Raw genomic sequence first — 17,740 nt, 5'->3', positions numbered from 1 at the left:
AAAGAAAGGATCTTACTATGGCGACTTATCTAAGATATGCGCAACCTAATGATTTGCCTGAGCTGATGGAAATCATAGTCCGTGCAAGGCAACTTTTAGCAGAACAGAAAATTCCACAATGGCAAAATGGTGAAGGCCCAAGTGAAAAGCAATTGATTTCAGATATTTCTTTGGGGCACTGCTATGTCCTGGTCGTCGATCAAATGATTGTTGGTCTAGGCGTTATTTCTACCGATAAAGAACCACCTTATGAACAAATAAAAAACGGTAACTGGCAAGATACAGGTTCATCTTATGCTGTTATCCATCGAGTTGCTCTTCATTCAGATCACCAAGGAAGAGGTTTAGCGCTGACCTTGATGAATCTGCTTATTTCAGCCGCTAGGTTAAATGGATATTTAGATATCCGAATTGATACTCATCCTAAAAATCTAGCCATGCAACAATTGATAAAAAAAGCAGGCTTTTCGTATCAAGGGGATATCCTGTTGAAAGTACCAAATGGAGAACGTTATGCTTATCAATTAGTCTTAACATAAGTAAAAAGGTGAAACAAACTGTTGATCAGTTGTCTCACCTCTTTATTTAACTTATTTTGACATCCTACTAAATAAAAGACTATTCACTATCATTCTGAACTAAACATCTATCAGTGATACAACCCCAATAGATACATTTTTACTATAATTCAACGTTTCACTTTTAAATACATGCCCACACTAGAAGGACTTGTTTCAACAAATCCAAATTGTTCATATAATTTATTTGCAGGCACATCTGCAATTAGATTGACATAAGCCAGCGGGTCACATTTTTCATTTATATAAGCCATCAGCTGCTCCATGATCTGCTTTCCTAAACCTTGTTTCTGATATTCTGGGTGGACAACAATATCAACAACTTGATAACTTGTACCGCCATCCCCTACGATTCGTCCCATTCCAACTAATCTTCCGGTCTCTTTTTCTCTAATACAGATAGAAAATAAGCTATTTTTTAATCCTAATTCACTTGCTTTTTTTCCACGTGGAGACAGACCTCCGCTTTTACGTAAATCTAGGTATTCTTCAACTTTAGGTATTTCTGTCTTTATTGACCAAAACTGCATTTTTTATACCTCCTTCATCCTGTTTTCTTTTATATTATACATTGGATACACAGAAAAATGGCAAAGAATCTGAACATTGACTTTTTCGTCATCATTCAGATTCTTTCAATATCATTTCAGAATTTCTTTTGCAATAAAGTTAGAATATTTGACTTGTCCATCAACATTGGGATGAACTCGGTCTTCATAAAACCACTCTTCATGTGCATTACTATAATTATACCAATCGATAACCGTTAAATTCTTATATTTCTTTTTCATGTTGTCCAACATCGTATTAACTTCGTTTTGCCATCTACGTGTTGGAACGCGAACATTGATCCAATAAACTTTTCGCTTCGTACCGATCGCTGACATAAATTCATCAAACTGTGCTTCAGTAAATGAGCCATTCGTCCCAAGCCCAACCAAAACATTGTCTTTTAATAATTTATCTTTATCCAACTTTTGAATCGTCGGAGCACTTTCATATAATTGTCTTCCCACTTCACCGTCAACAATTATTTTTGGAAAAATTTCCTGTAGTCCAGCTGCTGCATCAAGTACTACTGAATCCCCAAAAGCAGTGATCTCCATCCCTTGTGCTTTTTTGATTTCTTCAGCTGTCAAATCAACATTTATTTCTGGTGCTTTTGCTGACTGTTCTGTAGACTCAGTCGTTTTTCCTTCGTTTTTCGCTTTCTCTGCTTCTTTACGTTCTTCTGCTTTTTTCTTATTTTCCTCAATCGTTTTTTGCAGCTGCTTTTGATCAGCAGTTACTTCATTAGATGGTGCGATCGCCAGACCATATAACGCAAAACAAGTGAATACTGTGCAGATGACCGCAGTGATTTTAGCCGAAGTAAACCAAGGCTTTTTAAAGAAATCTTTGATTGCGAACCATGTATACTTATAATAAAATTTGCCTAAAGGTTTTTCAATAAAGCGATAAGAAAGCTCGCTGATGCCTAAAATCAAAGCTAGTTCGATCAATGAGTGCAATAAAACATGGTCACTAAGATTTTTTATTTTGGCTTCGTAAAAAATCATCACTGGAAACTGATACAAGTAGATCCCATAGCTTCTCTTACCGATCCAAGTAAAAACAGGATTTGTCAGCCAATGATTGACGTCAGCTCCTGGATGAGCCGTAACTGCTACTAAAAGCGTAGCAAAAATACTGACAATAAACATCCCTCCGTAATAGACAAAAGAATAACGATCTGCGAAAAACAAAAACGAGGCTAATAGAACAACCAATGAAGCAATTCCTACGCCATTCAATAAATTCCTTGCTTTAGCAGGAATTTCTTCTTTCAGACGATAGCTTGGCCAAACAAAAGCCAAGCCACTCCCCATTAAAATCGAAAATAATCGCGTATCTGTTCCATAATAAACCCTTGTGGGATCCGATCCTGGTGTGAACAAAACCGCCATCAGCACCCCAGAGATGACTGTCGCCCCCATGATCAAAGCAAAAATTTTACCACTATGTTTCACGTATTTTTTTAAGACAATAAATAACAACGGCCAAACCAGATAATTCTGTGCTTCAACTGCCAATGACCAAATGTGAGTAAAAGGAGATTGTGTAGCAAAACGATCAAAATAAGAAAAGCCTTTAAATATCTGCCACCAGTTATTATAGTAAAATACGCTGCTGGCAAAAACGCTGCGTAAATTGTTCAGTAAATCTTTTTGGAAAAGAACGATATAGGCTGATGATAGGATCAACATAGCAATCAAGCCTGGGTAAAGCCGCTTCATCCGACGAATATAAAAGCCCTTGACATCGATCGTTTCGGTCTGAAGCCATTCCTGCCTCAGCAGGTCAGTAATCAAATAACCTGAGACAGCAAAAAAAATAGGGACACCTAAATAGCCCCCATGCATTATATTTGGGAACAAGTGATAAAGAATCACGCCAATGACCGCTAGTGTCCGAATTCCATCAAATCCGGTGATATAACGGCGATCTTCTAACCTTTTATTAATATTCATTTATATTCCAACTTTACTAATATTCTATTTTGGTATTTCGAGTAATGTTTAACAAAGAGACATGATAATAAAAATGACGAATGATAGAAAAAATAATTCTGGTTTGATCAAAAAGGTGATCGAATGAAGTGAAAATGATTTTCTATCTGGCTCATGCCCATTGACAGTCGATGTTTTTGACTGATTTAATGTAGTAAGTTAAATATACGTTCTTTCGGAGGAAATGGCAAGGACTCTCTCTCCATTTTTCTACATTTTTAATCAAATTTTAGATATTTATTTTTGTAAAAAAAAATTGACTCATTTATCAGGTCATCCGCTGATAAATGATGTCAATTTCTACCCTTCTTATTCTCGGAAATTTTTACTAAAAAACCAAAATAAAATAACAATAATTTTAAAATGTAAACAATTATTTTTTCTCTAAACAAGTAATGCATATAAAGATGGATTGTCACTCAAATCAATATAATTCGGATCAAATGTAGCCATCTTCTTTAATAAATTGGATAATTCTTCTTTTTCTTTTAAAAGAATCCCCAAAATTACTGGTCCGGTTCCCCGGTTCACCTTTTTCGTATATTCGAAACGAGTGATATCATCATCAGGACCTAAAATATCGGTTACAAACTCTCTTAATGCTCCAGGGCGCTGTGGAAAGTTAATGACAAAATAATGTTTCAAACCTTCAAAAATCAACGAACGTTCTTCGATTTCTTCCATTCGATTGATATCATTGTTTCCACCACTGATAATACAGACCACTGTTTTTCCCTTGATTTCTTCCTTGATGTGTTCTAATGCAGAAACACTCAACGCCCCAGCAGGTTCCACTACAATCGCCTGCTTTGTGTAGAGCTCTAGAATCGTCGTACAAACTTGTCCTTCATCAATGGCCAGTAATCTATCTACATAATCCATTGCATGTTCATAGGTCAGATTGCCAACTTTTTTCACCGCAGCGCCATCAACAAACTTTTCGATTTGTTCCAACATGACCGGTCCGCCTTTATCAAAAGCTGCTTTCATCGATTGAGCCCCCAGTGGTTCTACACCGATCACTTCGGTCGTTGGACTTACAGCTTTTACAAATGTAGAAACACCACTGACTAAACCGCCGCCGCCGATCGCTGACAGTAGATAATCAACTTGAAATTCCGCTTCTTTTGCTTCTTTAAAGATTTCAACTGCAACGGTACCCTGCCCCGCCATGATATTTAGATCATTGAATGGATCGATAAATGCTTGATTATTCGCTTTTGCATAGTCTTTCGCCGCTGCCGCAGAGGAATCAAACGTATCACCGATCAATTTGACTGTGACTTCATCACCACCAAAAAATTTCACTTGAGAAATCTTTTGTTGAGGAGTGGTTGTCGGCATAAAAATCGTTGCAGGAACTTTCATTTCTTGACAAGTATAGGCAACACCTTGTGCATGATTACCCGCACTCGCACAGACAACTCCGTTTTTTAGCATTTCTTGCGGTGTTTCTTTGATAGCATAATAAGCTCCACGTAACTTGAAGGAACGAACCTTTTGCAAATCCTCTCTTTTCAGATAAACATTGCATTGGTATTTTTGGGATAAGTAGATATCGTATTGTAATGGTGTTTCAGTTACGACTTCCTTTAATGTATGATATGCATCTTCTATTTTTTCTCGTGTTAATTGTGACAACTGTTCCACTACCTTTCATATAGCCAGAAAAAGGCTGAGACTAAAGTGTTTAGCTCCAAGAACCAAGTAGGTATTGTGCAACACTGTTTATCAGCAGCAAGTCTTTGCTGAGAAAGCATCCACTTATTCTTCGTTGTGTTTTACAGTAATTTCAGCTTATTTCCGAATCTTTCAACTCTTAGTGGTTTAGGACTTAGAATGTTGCTAGCTTTACTTTGTTCTTTAAACAGTAGTGAAACTATATGCATTAGCTGATGTGATCGAAGCGTAGCCGTAGTAATTGCTTTTTTCTCGCCATTTATTTAGGTTTAGAGAGCGAAACAAAACAAAACGGATGTTTAGTTTTGTTTTGTTTCGCTCTCTTTAGCCATTTGCTACCTATTTAGTCTTCTCTAGAAACAAAAGGCATCATTTTACGTAGCTCTGCTCCAACTTTTTCAATTGGATGTCCAGCATTTTCTTTACGCATTTGATTAAATTCTTTAAAACCATTTTTGTTATCGTCAATGAAGCCTTTAGCAAATTTTCCATTTTGAATGTCTGTCAAAACATCTTTCATATTCGCTTTTGCTTCTGCTGTAACAACTCGTGGACCTGAAACATAATCTCCATATTCCGCAGTATTTGAGATAGAGTGACGCATTTTCTCAAATCCTCCTTCATAAATAAGATCTACGATCAATTTTAATTCATGACAAACTTCAAAATAGGCTAATTCTGGTTGGTAGCCTGCTTCTGTTAACGTTTCGAAACCAGCCTCGATCAAACTAGTCAAACCGCCGCATAAAACTGCTTGTTCACCAAATAGATCTGTTTCTGTTTCTTCTTTAAAGGTTGTTTCAAGTACTCCTACACGCGTTGCCCCGATTCCTTTTGCATAAGATAAAGCAACATCACTAGCATGACCAGAAGCATCTTGATAAACTGCAAACAATGCAGGTACAGCAAAACCTTCTGTAAATGTCCGGCGAACAAGATGACCTGGTCCTTTAGGAGCAACTAAGAAAACATCCACATCTTTGGGTGGTGTGATCACATCAAAATGAATATTGAATCCATGTCCAAACGCTAAGGCATTGCCTGCTTCTAAGTTTGGTGCAATCTCATTGTCATAAAGATCTCCTTGGATTTCATCCGGTGCTAAGATCATCACAACATCTGCTTTTTTAGATGCTTCTGCTACTGGAAAAACATCAAACCCATCGTTACGAGCTGCTTCAGCTGATTTTCCTTCGCGAATACCAATGATGACTTGGTTTCCATTATCTCTTAGATTTTGCGCGTGAGCATGTCCCTGAGAACCGTAGCCAATGACTGCGATCGTTTTTCCTTCTAATTGATTTTTTTCTACTGAATTATCATAATATACTTTTGCCATGTTGAACCCTCCAAATTTTTTATGCTTATAAGCGTATGCTTAAAACCCTTTTTTAATTGTTGCCTCTTGTAAATCCTGTAACACCAGTACGTGCAAGCTGTTTGATGCCATATGGTGCGACAACATCAACAAATGCACTGATCTTTTCACTGGTACCCGTAACTTGAATAACAACTGAACGTGTTCCAACGTCGATGACATTTGCTCGAAATGGATCGATGACTGAAAATAATTCTGCCCGAACCGCAGCAGGTGCGTTGACTTTAACTAATGCCAATTCTCTTTCCAAATGAGCTTCGTCTGTGATATCAGAAACTTTGATCACATCGATTTGTTTGTTTAATTGCTTTGTGACCTGTTCACTTTCATTTAAATCCGCTACCTGAACAACTATCGTTATTCTTGAAACGTGTTCTTGCTCTGTTGGACCAACTGAGATACTGTCAATATTCACCTGTCTTCGTGTCAATACCCCACTAAAACGGTTCAGCACACCAGAATTATTGTTAACTGTTGCAGTGATAATGCGCCTCATTTACTCCACCCCCAACATCTGATAGTTCGCTTTTCCAGCTGGAACCATCGGCAGCACGTGTTCTGTTGGAGAAACCATTACTTCGATAAGTATTGGCCCGGTTTCCTTGAAGGCTTCTGTCAGCGCCTTCTCCAACATTTTTGGATCATCGATTTTAACACCTTTGATATGATATGCTTCAGCCATTTTTACGAAATCAGGCTGACTGGAAAAAACAGACTCTGAACGGCGATTATTGAAAAAGCTCTCTTGCCACTGACGAACCATCCCCAAGGACTGATTATTTAAAATGACGATTTTGATCGGAATATTATACTCATTTAAAATGGCTAATTCTTGATTCGTCATTTGGAAGCCGCCATCGCCAACAAATAAGACAACTTCTTTATCTGGACAACCTAGTTTTGCGCCAATTGCTGCTGGAACACCGTACCCCATTGTTCCAAGTCCTCCACTAGTGACTAGCTGCTTTTCATTTTTAAATGGATAAAATTGAGCCGCCCACATTTGATGCTGCCCAACATCTGTCGCAACGATCGCTTCTCCTTTGGTTAATTCGCCAATGAATTCAATTACTTTTTGCGGCTTGATTTCTGCCTCTTGTTCTTTATCGTATTTAAATGGATGTAATTTTTTTCTTGAGAGATTCAGTTTGTTCCAATCATTCCAGCCACTACAAGTCACATCGATCTTCAACATTTCCTTCAATGTCTCTTTGGCATCAGCTACGATCGGGATCTGAGTATCAATGATTTTTCCGATTTCAGCGGGATCGATATCTACATGTGCAATTATTGCATTTGAAGCGAATTCTTTCGGTGCACTTGCCAATCGGTCATCAAAACGCGATCCAATATTAATCAATAGATCACAATCAGTTAATGCCATATTCGCCGCGAAAGATCCATGCATCCCGCCCATTCCTAAGAACAACTCTTGCTCCGTCGGAATCGCTCCTAATCCAAGCAAAGAACTTAATGCTGGCAGTTGATATTTCGTGATAAATTCAACTAGCTCTTTTCCAGCATCAGCATGTAAAACACCCGCTCCTACAAGCACTAATGGTTTTTTAGCGACAGCTAATGCTTCCATTAGTTTTTTTACTTGCAGTTTATTTGGTTTGACCGTCGGCTGATAACTTGGCAAATGAAGTTTGACCTCAATATCGGCTTCCGCCTCCATTACAGTCATATCTTTTGGTAAATCGATCACGACTGGTCCTTTTCTACCTGTAGTTGCAATGTGAAAAGCCTCTTCAATGATTCTTGGCAATTCCTTTGTATCACGAACTTGGTAATTATTCTTTGTGATCGGCATGGTCAAGCCAATAACATCCGCTTCTTGAAATGCATCTTTTCCAATACCATCAGTGATCACTTGCCCTGTAAAAACGACCATCGGAATTGAATCACTCATGGCATCTGCAATACCTGTTATCGCATTTGTTGCTCCAGGTCCGCTTGTAACGATAACCACTCCTGGTTTACCTGTTGCTTTTGCATAACCTTCTGCTGCATGAACTGCTCCTTGTTCATGTCGTGTCAAAATATGAGGAATGTCCCCATCATATAAAGCATCATATAGAGGAAGTACTGCACCACCTGGATAACCAAAAATCATTTCAACCTTTTGTTTCAACAACGCATCAATCAAAATCTTTGAGCCACTTTTCATTTTTTTCTGTTGTTCTGCCATGAACTTCCCTCCTCTAGTCTAGCAGGTCTTCTGGAATCTGCATGATTCCTCCTGTGTGAGCTGATGTGACCAATGCTGTATAACGCGCCAAGTATCCTGTTTTTACTTTCGCTTTGAATTTTGGTAAATGATCATTTCGTTTAGCTAGCTCTTCATCAGAAACATGTAATTCTAATGTGCGATTAGTTAAATCTATCTCAATTTCATCTCCGTCTTCAATTAAAGCAATGGGGCCGCCAGCTGCTGCTTCAGGTGAAATATGTCCTACTGCGATCCCGCGCGTAGCGCCTGAAAATCGGCCATCTGTGATCAGAGCCACATCTTTACCTAAACCACGTCCGACAATACTTGATGTTGGTGCCAGCATTTCCGGCATTCCCGGTCCGCCCTTTGGTCCTTCATAACGAATAACCACTACATGTCCTTTTTTCACTGTATGGTTATCGATTGCTTCAACCGCTTCATCATGAGAGCTGAAACAGATCGCTTTACCGACAAATTTCTTGATCGATGGATCAACTCCACCAACCTTTATTACGCTGCCTTTTGGTGCAATATTTCCGTAAAGGATCGATAACCCACCGACTGGGCTGTATGGATTTTCTTTTGGATGGATGACTTCTTCATTTTTGATCACTGCATCCTGAACATTTTCTCTGATCGTTTTTCCTGTTACAGTGATTCTATCTGGATGAATTGCATTCCCCAAATCAACTAGTTCTTTCATGATCGCTGGTACTCCTCCAGCTTCATGTACATCGTGCATGGAGTAAGCAGAAGAAGGAGCAATTTTTGAAAGATACGGAACTCGTTTGGCGATTTCATTGACTTCTTCAAGGTTGTAATCAATTTCTGCTTCATTCGCAATCGCCAATGTATGCAAAACAGTATTCGTAGAGCCGCCCATAGCCATATCCAATGCAAAAGCATCATCGATTGCTTCTTTAGTGACGATATCTCTTGGTTTGATTTGTTTTTTAACTAAGTCCATCAGATGGAATGCTGACTTTCTAACCAATTCCTTTCGTTCATCAGAAACTGCTAAAATCGTCCCATTCCCTGGAAGAGCCAATCCCAAGACTTCCATTAAACAATTCATAGAATTTGCTGTAAACATGCCCGCACAAGAACCGCAAGTTGGACAAGCATTTTCTTCCATGAACTTAAATTCTTCTGCTGTCATCTTTCCTTCTTTAAAAGTCCCGACTGCTTCAAACATAGAAGATAAGGTCGTCGTATGTCCTCTTGGGTCGACTCCTGCTTTCATTGGCCCACCAGAGCAAAAAATCGCTGGTACATTCGTTCGAACACTAGCCATGAGCATACCTGGCGTAATTTTGTCGCAATTTGGAATATAGAAAACACCGTCAAACCAATGAGCATTGATCACTGTCTCCGCTGCGTCCGCAATGATCTCTCTACTTGGTAATGAATAGCGCATACCAATGTGCCCCATCGCGATTCCGTCATCAACGCCGATCGTATTGAATTCAAAAGGAATTCCTCCTGCTTCACGAATTGCTTCTTTAGCAACATCCGCTAATTCTCTTAGATGAACATGTCCAGGCACAATATCAATATACGAATTGCAAATCGCAATAAATGGCTTCTCCATATCTCTGGCATTTTTTACTTGTCCAGTTGCATATAGCAAGCTTCTTGCCGGTGCTGCTTCGATTCCTTTTTTTATTTGATCACTACGCATTCTTCATCCACTCCAATTCAGTTAACTTTCTTTACATTATTTTCTACAAAAAAAACATCCCAATCATAATGAATGGGATGTCTTAGTAAGAATCCCATTTACCAAAGACAAACAGGACTCAAACATCTGCAAAATTTCTCAGTGTTCTAAGTCCTTCACGATAAAATAATGACTAATACGTGGTTGTTGTTGGTCTTCTTCATGGCAATGGTCTCCTCGTTCAAAATCTATAAAGATTAAAATTCAATGTGATAAATAAAAGCTTTTGTTAACTATAAACCTAATAAATGAGATTGTCAATAAAAAATGGCGAAAAATGTCAGAAAATTCTAAAAATGTTTGTTGTTGTTTTTTGACTTTATGTTTTATAAATAAAAAAAGCCGTACCTTTCACTTAAGGTACGGGCAGACTGTAGACAAATACGTTCAACATTCAGAAAATAGAGTGTTGAGCGTATTTTTTTATCTTAGTATCAAAATCAAAGCAAAAAAATAAAGGCATTCGCCTTTCTCTAGCCCCACAGGGCTAATTTCTTTAAATTCATTGCAGCAAAAATCAGTCTCGTATGCACTGCGACTTTTTCCAAGGTTCGGTATTTTGTCCAACGCATCCCATGCTTCTCTTTTGCATCGGCAAACACTCTTTCAATAGTTTCTTTACGTTTGCGGTATGTTTCTCGATTGAAGGAAGTATGACGAAGATGTTCTGCATTCTCCAACCCAGCTTGCCAAATATGACGGGTCACTACTTTTTGATGATTTTGACTTCTTGTGCACTGCTTCAATTGCGGACAATTCTGGCAAATGTAAGATTTTGACTTATATTCACGGTATCCCTCTCGAGTAAGTGTAGAAAAATGTAAGGGTTGATTTTCAGGGCACAGGTAACAATCGTAGTATTCGTCATAGACAAATTGATTTTTGGCTAGTAACGTTCGATCACCTCTAGGTCGTGTATAAGGAAGAACAGGGTGAAGTTTTCTCCGTCGGAGAAATTCTATAAAAGTGGCAGTTTTATACCCAGCATCAGCTGCTACAGCATGTATCGCTGGAAATTTAGTACAGATAGAGGCAACTAGATCAGGAGCAATTTGACTATCATGACGGTTACCAGGCGTTACAATGACATCTAAAATGAATCCGTGTTCATCACAACCAGTATGAGCAGAATAAGCAAATTGTTTCTCTCGTTCTCCTTTTACATAATACCCGCTCTCAGGGTCTACTTTACTTATTTTTCGTTCTTTCAGCTCACTTTCTGTCGGGAAAGTAAAAGGGCGCTTTCCTGCCTTGATGCGTTCCTCGTTAATTTCTTTCTCTAATTCTGATTGATAGGCTTTTGCTTCAATATGCGTCATTTCTCTAGTAAAATAATGCTTGTTTGCATTAGCTTTGATATGAGTAGAATCCATATAGAGAACATCTTCCGTAATCATCCGAGCCTTGGCAGCTTGTTCCAGTATGTAGGCGAAAATATCTTCAAAGAGTGTAGTTTCTCGAAAGCGGCGAACATAGTTTTTTCCAAAGGTAGAGAAATGTGGAATGGTTTCATTGAAATCGTAGCCTAAAAACCAACGATAAGCGACATTAGTGTCTATTTCTTTTATCGTTTGACGCATGGAACGGATACCAAAGAGATATTGAATGAAGACGATTTTGACTAAAACCACAGGATCAATACTTGGTCGACCTAAGGTCGAATAAGTTGATTCAACAATTGGATAAATGAAGGTAAAATCAATTGCTTTATCTATTTTTCGGATCAAGTGATCTTTTGGGACAAGTTCTTCCAAGGAAATCATCATGTATTGATCCCTTCCATTCATTGGGTGTTTTGACATCATTTTTTACGCGCTCCTTTAAAACGTTTTCATACATTAAGTATAAAAGAAAAAACTGTAGACGTCATCCTTTTTTAGAACTTTGTCTACAGTCTGGCCGTACCTTTCACTTAAGGTACGGGCTTTTTAGCTCTTTTGGAAATAGTACAGCGGTTTGTGCGACAGACGTTTCATTTGTCTTTTTTTATCTTCGATGATCGTCAACAACTCTTCTGAAAAAGTTTCTAAAATCAATTTTCCACCCTTATAGGTACTTCCACCCATTGAGATGACTTCATCCGGGGTCAAAATTACTTTTCTGTGAGCAATCTTTTTGAAAAACTCTTCGACTAGATAAGTAGGAAGATAGAAATTGTTTTGCGCAGAAAAAGATTCCAAATATATAAAGTCGTCGATGCTGATATAACAATCATCCATAGAAATAAAGTTAACAGATTTATCGACATAAATATCTCTCTTTTGCAAAATTTCATTGATTTTTTTGTTCAAAAGATTCAATGTTTCGATTTCTTTGACGAAATGTTCCAGCTCACGATAACGTGCTGCTTTTCGTTCTTCAAACGTCACTCGTAAAGCAACGCTGATCGACACAATCACTGCGCCAACTAATACGCCTGTTATGCCTGCGATAAAAACAACCATCCGAATCCCCTCACTCTTCTTTACTTGCTTTTTTAGTATAACATACTCTTTCACAAGCGTAAAAACATAGAACAAAAAAATAAAAAGGATTCATTTACTTAAAAGTTTTCAATTCTTTTTGAAAGGTGATCTGTAAAAGTTATAAAGTGAAAATTTAAAGATATAGAAAAAAAGTGAGCAGATCAGACTTTGAGAAAGTTATTATTGCTAATAAAGATAAGCCTATGTTCTGCACTTCGTATCAGTGTTTGATGACGAAATCAAGCACTGATAATCTGCAAGACAAAATCAGCATCAATATTGTCAATGAAAACAATAATACTCAATCAGTTGGTGGTTATGTACAACAAGGTAGAGTAGTCAATAAATGGATTTATTTCATTCTAGCATTTTTCTTAGGCTGGATCGGTGCTCATAAATTCTACTCTGGTTTTTCTGGAAAAGGCATCATGTATCTTGTTTTCAGTTGGACTGGCATTCCAGCTCTTATTGCTTTCTTCACTGCGATCATGACTTTATTGAAGCCTGCTGACCAAAACGGCAACATTATTGTCTCTTCATAATATTTATTTTGAGAATAATAGTAGAAGGCAGAAACACGGCTCAACGTTTCTACCTTCTATTTTTTCAGTTCATTTAAGTTGACCTTTTTTGACCAATAAAGTATACTTTTTTTAAGCATTCAGGTATGCTTTGTGATAAAATGATTTGAAGAGCTTTTTATATAGGAGGAATATACTATGAACTTAATACCAACAGTCATTGAACAGTCATCTCGTGGAGAAAGAGCTTATGATATTTATTCACGATTATTAAAAGATAGAATCATCATGTTAAGTGGTCCGATCGATGATAATGTAGCCAACTCAGTAATTGCTCAATTATTATTTTTGGATGCACAAGACTCTGAAAAAGATATCTACATCTACATCAATTCTCCTGGCGGCAGTGTTTCTGCTGGATTAGCAATTTTCGATACGATGAATTTTGTTAAAGCAGACGTCCAAACGATCGTACTTGGGATGGCCGCATCAATGGGCAGCTTTTTACTAACTGCTGGTCAAAAAGGCAAACGTTTTGCCTTGCCTAATGCTGAAATCATGATCCATCAACCACTTGGTGGTGCACAAGGACAAGCGACAGAAATCGAAATCGCTGCAAAACATATCTTGGATACACGTGACCGTTTGAACAAAATCTTGGCTGAGCGAACTGGTCAGCCTTTAGAAGTCATCGAACGCGACACAGATCGTGACAACTTCATGACAGCTCAACAGGCAAAAGAATACGGCTTGATCGATGAAGTAATGGAAAATAGCAGTGCCTTAAGCTAAACCTAAAATCAGATGTCCAAAATTCTTTTCCGGATTTTGGACATTTTTATTTCAACTCAGACTAAAAAGCGCTACACTATAAGTAAAGAATTGAAAGGATGTATAACATGGATATCTCAATTATCGATGCAACAAAAGTCACTACAAAAAATGGTTTAGTCATTGGTCAAGAATCAGCTCCAATAAAGATGGTCGAATTTATGAATGTTCGTTGTCCCTACTGTAAAAAATGGTTTGAAGACTCTTTTGACCTTTTAGAAAAATATGTTAAAGAAGGAAAAGTTCAGCGTATTATCAAGCTATTTGATAAAGAGAAAGAAACATTACAGCCTGGAAACGTGATGCATCACCACATTGATTACGACTTACCAGAAAGAGGATTACTTAGTTTAAAACAAATGTATGACACGCAAGATCAATGGGGGCATCTTTCATTAGCAGATGTTGCCGTCTTTGCCCAAGATAACCTACAGCTAGCTGAAAAGAAAAATCCTGCAATGATCGATACTGTGATTGCTGAAGCAAATGCTGCTAATATCAAATTTGTTCCAACGATCGTTATTGGTGAACATATCTTTGATGAATCTGTTACAACGGAAGAATTGATCAGCTACATTGAAGGAAAATAAAAAAACAAAGACAAAGCTATTGTGGCTTTGTCTTTGTTTTTTGTTCTTGTTTTCTCTTTAGTTTCTTTTCAGCGAGTGAATCCTGAGTTTCTTTTTGGGCGTCTTCACTAAAATTCAAGATTTTATCTACATCTTCTTTACCTAAAAATTCGCCCAAACCTTCGCCTAATTGTTTGATTTGCCGCATAATAAAGTCTTTATCCTCAACACCCATTTCTTTCACCTGATTTCCATTTTTTAGTTCACGTAACTTTGCAGCTATGCACTTTTTTCTCTAAGTTTTTCAGCAAATTCATTGATTTTCCTGATTCGATGATTGATTCCCGATTTTGAAATTGCACCTGAAGGAATCATCTCACCAAGTTCTTTCAGACTGACTTCCGGATATTCCAAACGCAATTCAGCGATTTCCTGTAATTTTTCTGGTAGAGCCGTTAAACCTACCACACTTTCAATATACTGGATATTTTCAATTTGTTTTGATGCAGCATCGATCGTCTTATTTAAGTTCGCTGTTTCGCAATTGACCAAACGATTAACAGAATTGCGCATATCCCGCACGATTCGGACATCTTCAAATTTTAACATCGAATTCGTTGCACCGATCAATGTTAAAAAATCAGCGATCCGCTCTGCACCTTTCAAATAAGAAATATAGCCGTTTCTTCTCTCTAGCGTCCGTGCATTCAAATCATAATAATTCAGCATTTGACAAATATCTTCATTGTGTTCTTCATAAATAGAAAATATTTCTAAATGGTAACGACTGGTTTCAGGATTATTGACTGAGCCAGAAGCCATAAAAGCACCACGTAAATAAGATCTCATCTTTTGGGCATTCCCCATGATTTCATCTGATACATGGCTATTGAACATCATTCCATCTAAAATATCTAAATCTGCAAGAACGTCCTTAGTTCCCTGTTTTAAACGAACAATATAAACATTGTTCTTCTTCAGCTTCATTTTTTTTCGAACGAGCAACTCCGATCGTACGTCATAATGATCTTTTAAAAGAGAATAAATACGTCTTGCGATCGCAGCATTTTCTGTTTGGACATTCAACACGAATTGCTGATTCACGATGCTTAGTGACCCATTCATTCGAATCAATGCAGCAAGTTCTGCTCTAGCATGTTCCCGATGGACTTCTAACGTCGTTAGTTCTTTTTTCACATCTGAGGCAAAAGACATTTTTCTCTCCCCCTCTCTCTTTTCCTTTTAATACCTTGCTCCAAAAACGATTCGGAACAACTCGTCAACTACCTTATCACCATCATGAAAAACGCCACCGTCTCTTAATTTCAGAAAATCAGTAGAAATCACTCGGCAGCCTTCCGATCTTAATTTTTGAAAGTCATGCTCCACTTGTACAAGATACTCATCATAAACGTCCGGATCCATGTATCCATCAGGTACTTTTTCTGTGTTGACTAATACCGTATCAACAAACTTACTTTTGAGATGATCGTGTAAAACACAAACATGATCTGCATCTGTAAAGTGCTCGGTTTCACCTTTTTGTGTCATGATATTGCAAATATACACGACTTCACCTTCTGCATTGATAATGGCATCTCCAATTTCACTGATCACCAAGTTTGGCAAAATACTAGTAAATAAGCTTCCCGGACCTAAAACGATCATGTCTGCTTCTTCAATTGCTTTTACTACTTTTCTAGCAGCTTTTGGCTGTTCATCGTCGTTTGTATTTGTTACAAAAACATAATCGATCGTTTTCCTGTCTACAGCAATATTCGATTCACCAACTGCCACTGTTCCATCTTTGAAAACAGCATGTAAGGTCAATGGTCTTTCTGATGAAGGAAAAATATGTCCGTCCACATGCATCATTTTTGATAACAATTGGATCGCTTCATACGTACTACCACGCATTTCAGAAACTGCGGCAATAATTAAATTGCCGATCGCATGATTAGCAAAATACTTATCTGATTTATCAAAACGATACTGAAAAATATCTTCATACAACTGCGGCATATCTGATAAAGCAACGAGCACATTGCGTAGATCACCAGGAGGAGTCAGGTTCATTGATTCCCGGATTTCACCGCTACTGCCTCCATCATCAGCAACTGTTACAACAGCAGTGATATCCGCGCTTTGATTTCTCAAGCTTTTTAAAATAACAGGCAGCCCAGTACCACCACCGACAACAACGATCTTAGGCTTTCTGATCCGGTAAGTTTTCATTTTCATGAGCGATTCACCGTCTCTTTCCGTTTTCCTTTATCACGATGAGTAATGTTCACATGATACTCCTTACCAAGTTCATTGCCTACTCGTTCTGTCAAAGCGACTGAACGATGTTGTCCGCCAGTGCAGCCGATCGCGATCGTGATACTTGATTTGCCTTCTTTTTCATAGCCAGGCATCACGTGTTGCAATAGATCGATGAAGCGAGTATAAAATTCTTCTGTTTCTGGAAAACTCATAACATAGTCATAAACAGATTTATCTTGCCCAGTCAATGGTCTCAACTCTGGTATATAGTGAGGGTTTGGTAAAAAACGTACATCCATTACAATATCTGCATCGATCGGCAGACCATATTTAAACCCAAACGATACCATCTCCACACGAAAACCATGTGTGTCGCGTGTTTTAAATTCTTCATTGATTCGTTCTCTTAGTTGTCTTGGAGAAAGATCCGTTGTATCGATGACGACCTGAGCGTCTCCTCTGATTTCTTCCAGAATCGCACGTTCTTTTCTGATCCCTTCAGTGACCAAGCCATCCATAGCTAACGGATGTGCACGTCTAGTTTCTTTATAGCGTGAAACTAACTCTTCGTCGGTTGCATCTAAAAACATGATCGTCGTATCGATCAAATTCGTATTTTCAAGTTCGACCAACATATCCTGAATTTCTCTAAAGAAATTACGTGAACGTAGATCGATCACCAAAGCAATTTTAGTTACTTTGCCTGATTCCTTGATCAATTCCCAAAATTTGGGAATCAGACTTGGCGGCATATTATCGATACAAAAATATCCCATATCTTCAAAACTTTGAATTGCGACAGTTTTACCTGCTCCGCTCATTCCAGTGATTATTACTAATTGTAAATTATCAGCCATCTTACAGCGCCCCTTTAATAACATTTGACTAATTATAACATTCCGGGCGTATCAATGAAAGCTTTTCAACCATTCCAGACTTTTACATTGGCTATCTTTAAATAAAAATAAT

Annotated in this window: 17 protein-coding genes; 4 read left to right on the top strand and 13 right to left on the bottom strand. The window is 38.0% G+C overall.

What is annotated here, in order from left to right; genetic code table 11:
• The first annotated feature begins 17 nt into the window (after positions 1-17).
• A complete protein-coding gene (locus tag A5889_RS14945) occupies positions 18-539 on the top strand; it encodes a GNAT family N-acetyltransferase (protein WP_087639587.1) in 522 nt (173 codons plus the stop codon).
• A 149-nt stretch (positions 540-688) separates the two neighbouring features.
• On the opposite strand, the gene A5889_RS14940 is transcribed toward A5889_RS14945, so the two are convergent.
• The 9 genes from A5889_RS14940 to A5889_RS14900 all read right to left on the bottom strand — a co-directional run bounded on the left by A5889_RS14940 (position 689) and on the right by A5889_RS14900 (position 12,564).
• Complete coding sequence (locus tag A5889_RS14940; RefSeq protein ID WP_087639586.1) at positions 689-1,108, bottom strand: GNAT family N-acetyltransferase; 420 nt, start codon at positions 1,106-1,108, stop codon at positions 689-691.
• 111 nt (positions 1,109-1,219) lie between these two features.
• A complete protein-coding gene (locus A5889_RS14935) occupies positions 1,220-3,088 on the bottom strand; it encodes an acyltransferase family protein (RefSeq protein ID WP_087639585.1) in 1,869 nt (622 codons plus the stop codon).
• Positions 3,089-3,511: 423 nt separating this feature from the next.
• Positions 3,512-4,768 carry a threonine ammonia-lyase IlvA gene (gene ilvA / locus A5889_RS14930; protein WP_087639584.1) on the bottom strand — a complete coding sequence of 419 codons (1,257 nt, stop codon included), beginning with the start codon at positions 4,766-4,768 and terminating at the stop codon, positions 3,512-3,514.
• Positions 4,769-5,150: 382 nt separating this feature from the next.
• Complete coding sequence (gene ilvC, locus A5889_RS14925; RefSeq protein WP_087639583.1) at positions 5,151-6,146, bottom strand: ketol-acid reductoisomerase; 996 nt, start codon at positions 6,144-6,146, stop codon at positions 5,151-5,153.
• Between the two features lie 52 nt (positions 6,147-6,198).
• On the bottom strand, positions 6,199-6,681 hold the full coding sequence (ilvN, locus tag A5889_RS14920) for an acetolactate synthase small subunit (RefSeq protein ID WP_087639582.1): 483 nt from the start codon (positions 6,679-6,681) through the stop codon (positions 6,199-6,201).
• Positions 6,682-8,376, bottom strand: coding sequence for a biosynthetic-type acetolactate synthase large subunit (gene ilvB, locus A5889_RS14915; protein ID WP_087639581.1), 1,695 nt, complete (start codon positions 8,374-8,376; stop codon positions 6,682-6,684). It abuts the gene before it with no gap.
• Positions 8,377-8,389: 13 nt separating this feature from the next.
• Positions 8,390-10,081, bottom strand: coding sequence for a dihydroxy-acid dehydratase (ilvD, locus tag A5889_RS14910; RefSeq protein ID WP_087639580.1), 1,692 nt, complete (start codon positions 10,079-10,081; stop codon positions 8,390-8,392).
• Between the two features lie 512 nt (positions 10,082-10,593).
• Entirely contained in the window at positions 10,594-11,925 is a 1,332-nt protein-coding gene (locus A5889_RS14905; protein WP_140405315.1) for an IS1182 family transposase, read from the bottom strand.
• Between the two features lie 123 nt (positions 11,926-12,048).
• Positions 12,049-12,564, bottom strand: a complete 516-nt coding sequence (locus A5889_RS14900) for a hypothetical protein (protein ID WP_087639579.1) — start codon at positions 12,562-12,564, stop codon at positions 12,049-12,051.
• A gap of 251 nt (positions 12,565-12,815) precedes the next feature.
• Here A5889_RS14900 and A5889_RS14895 point away from each other — a divergent pair, with 251 nt between their 5' ends.
• The 3 genes from A5889_RS14895 to A5889_RS14885 all read left to right on the top strand — a co-directional run bounded on the left by A5889_RS14895 (position 12,816) and on the right by A5889_RS14885 (position 14,527).
• Positions 12,816-13,127 carry a TM2 domain-containing protein gene (locus A5889_RS14895; protein WP_087639578.1) on the top strand — a complete coding sequence of 104 codons (312 nt, stop codon included), beginning with the start codon at positions 12,816-12,818 and terminating at the stop codon, positions 13,125-13,127.
• 177 nt (positions 13,128-13,304) lie between these two features.
• A complete protein-coding gene (clpP, locus tag A5889_RS14890; RefSeq protein ID WP_087639577.1) occupies positions 13,305-13,898 on the top strand; it encodes an ATP-dependent Clp endopeptidase proteolytic subunit ClpP in 594 nt (197 codons plus the stop codon).
• A 107-nt stretch (positions 13,899-14,005) separates the two neighbouring features.
• Positions 14,006-14,527, top strand: a complete 522-nt coding sequence (locus A5889_RS14885; RefSeq protein ID WP_087639576.1) for a DsbA family protein — start codon at positions 14,006-14,008, stop codon at positions 14,525-14,527.
• A gap of 16 nt (positions 14,528-14,543) precedes the next feature.
• Here the strand turns inward: A5889_RS14885 and A5889_RS14880 are convergent, their stop codons facing one another.
• Genes A5889_RS14880 through rapZ form a run of 4 tightly spaced genes read right to left on the bottom strand, consistent with a single transcriptional unit; the run spans position 14,544 to position 17,628 of the window.
• Entirely contained in the window at positions 14,544-14,741 is a 198-nt protein-coding gene (locus tag A5889_RS14880) for a hypothetical protein (RefSeq protein ID WP_087639575.1), read from the bottom strand.
• Between the two features lie 44 nt (positions 14,742-14,785).
• Positions 14,786-15,721, bottom strand: a complete 936-nt coding sequence (gene whiA, locus A5889_RS14875; RefSeq protein WP_087639574.1) for a DNA-binding protein WhiA — start codon at positions 15,719-15,721, stop codon at positions 14,786-14,788.
• Between the two features lie 27 nt (positions 15,722-15,748).
• On the bottom strand, positions 15,749-16,747 hold the full coding sequence (locus tag A5889_RS14870) for a gluconeogenesis factor YvcK family protein (RefSeq protein ID WP_176372749.1): 999 nt from the start codon (positions 16,745-16,747) through the stop codon (positions 15,749-15,751).
• Positions 16,744-17,628 carry an RNase adapter RapZ gene (gene rapZ / locus A5889_RS14865; RefSeq protein WP_087639573.1) on the bottom strand — a complete coding sequence of 295 codons (885 nt, stop codon included), beginning with the start codon at positions 17,626-17,628 and terminating at the stop codon, positions 16,744-16,746. Before rapZ ends, A5889_RS14870 begins: the two co-directional genes overlap by 4 nt.
• Positions 17,629-17,740 lie beyond the last annotated feature (112 nt).

The organism is Enterococcus sp. 9D6_DIV0238, assembly GCF_002174455.2.
GTDB classification, from domain to species: domain Bacteria; phylum Bacillota; class Bacilli; order Lactobacillales; family Enterococcaceae; genus Enterococcus_L; species Enterococcus_L dunnyi.
This window is presented reverse-complemented; position numbering and strand designations above follow the sequence as displayed.

Bases quoted from the DNA above. Each gene is read 5' to 3' on its own strand.
- A5889_RS14945 (WP_087639587.1), top strand. From the start codon at position 18: ATGGCGACTTATCTAAGATATGCGCAACCTAATGATTTGCCTGAGCTG.
- A5889_RS14940 (WP_087639586.1), bottom strand. From the start codon at position 1,108: ATGCAGTTTTGGTCAATAAAGACAGAAATACCTAAAGTTGAAGAATAC.
- A5889_RS14935 (WP_087639585.1), bottom strand. From the start codon at position 3,088: ATGAATATTAATAAAAGGTTAGAAGATCGCCGTTATATCACCGGATTT.
- ilvC (WP_087639583.1), bottom strand. From the start codon at position 6,146: ATGGCAAAAGTATATTATGATAATTCAGTAGAAAAAAATCAATTAGAA.
- ilvN (WP_087639582.1), bottom strand. From the start codon at position 6,681: ATGAGGCGCATTATCACTGCAACAGTTAACAATAATTCTGGTGTGCTG.
- ilvB (WP_087639581.1), bottom strand. From the start codon at position 8,376: ATGGCAGAACAACAGAAAAAAATGAAAAGTGGCTCAAAGATTTTGATT.
- ilvD (WP_087639580.1), bottom strand. From the start codon at position 10,081: ATGCGTAGTGATCAAATAAAAAAAGGAATCGAAGCAGCACCGGCAAGA.
- A5889_RS14905 (WP_140405315.1), bottom strand. From the start codon at position 11,925: ATGATGTCAAAACACCCAATGAATGGAAGGGATCAATACATGATGATT.
- A5889_RS14900 (WP_087639579.1), bottom strand. From the start codon at position 12,564: ATGGTTGTTTTTATCGCAGGCATAACAGGCGTATTAGTTGGCGCAGTG.
- A5889_RS14895 (WP_087639578.1), top strand. From the start codon at position 12,816: ATGACGAAATCAAGCACTGATAATCTGCAAGACAAAATCAGCATCAAT.
- clpP (WP_087639577.1), top strand. From the start codon at position 13,305: ATGAACTTAATACCAACAGTCATTGAACAGTCATCTCGTGGAGAAAGA.
- A5889_RS14885 (WP_087639576.1), top strand. From the start codon at position 14,006: ATGGATATCTCAATTATCGATGCAACAAAAGTCACTACAAAAAATGGT.
- A5889_RS14880 (WP_087639575.1), bottom strand. From the start codon at position 14,741: ATGGGTGTTGAGGATAAAGACTTTATTATGCGGCAAATCAAACAATTA.
- whiA (WP_087639574.1), bottom strand. From the start codon at position 15,721: ATGTCTTTTGCCTCAGATGTGAAAAAAGAACTAACGACGTTAGAAGTC.
- A5889_RS14870 (WP_176372749.1), bottom strand. From the start codon at position 16,747: ATGAAAATGAAAACTTACCGGATCAGAAAGCCTAAGATCGTTGTTGTC.
- rapZ (WP_087639573.1), bottom strand. From the start codon at position 17,628: ATGGCTGATAATTTACAATTAGTAATAATCACTGGAATGAGCGGAGCA.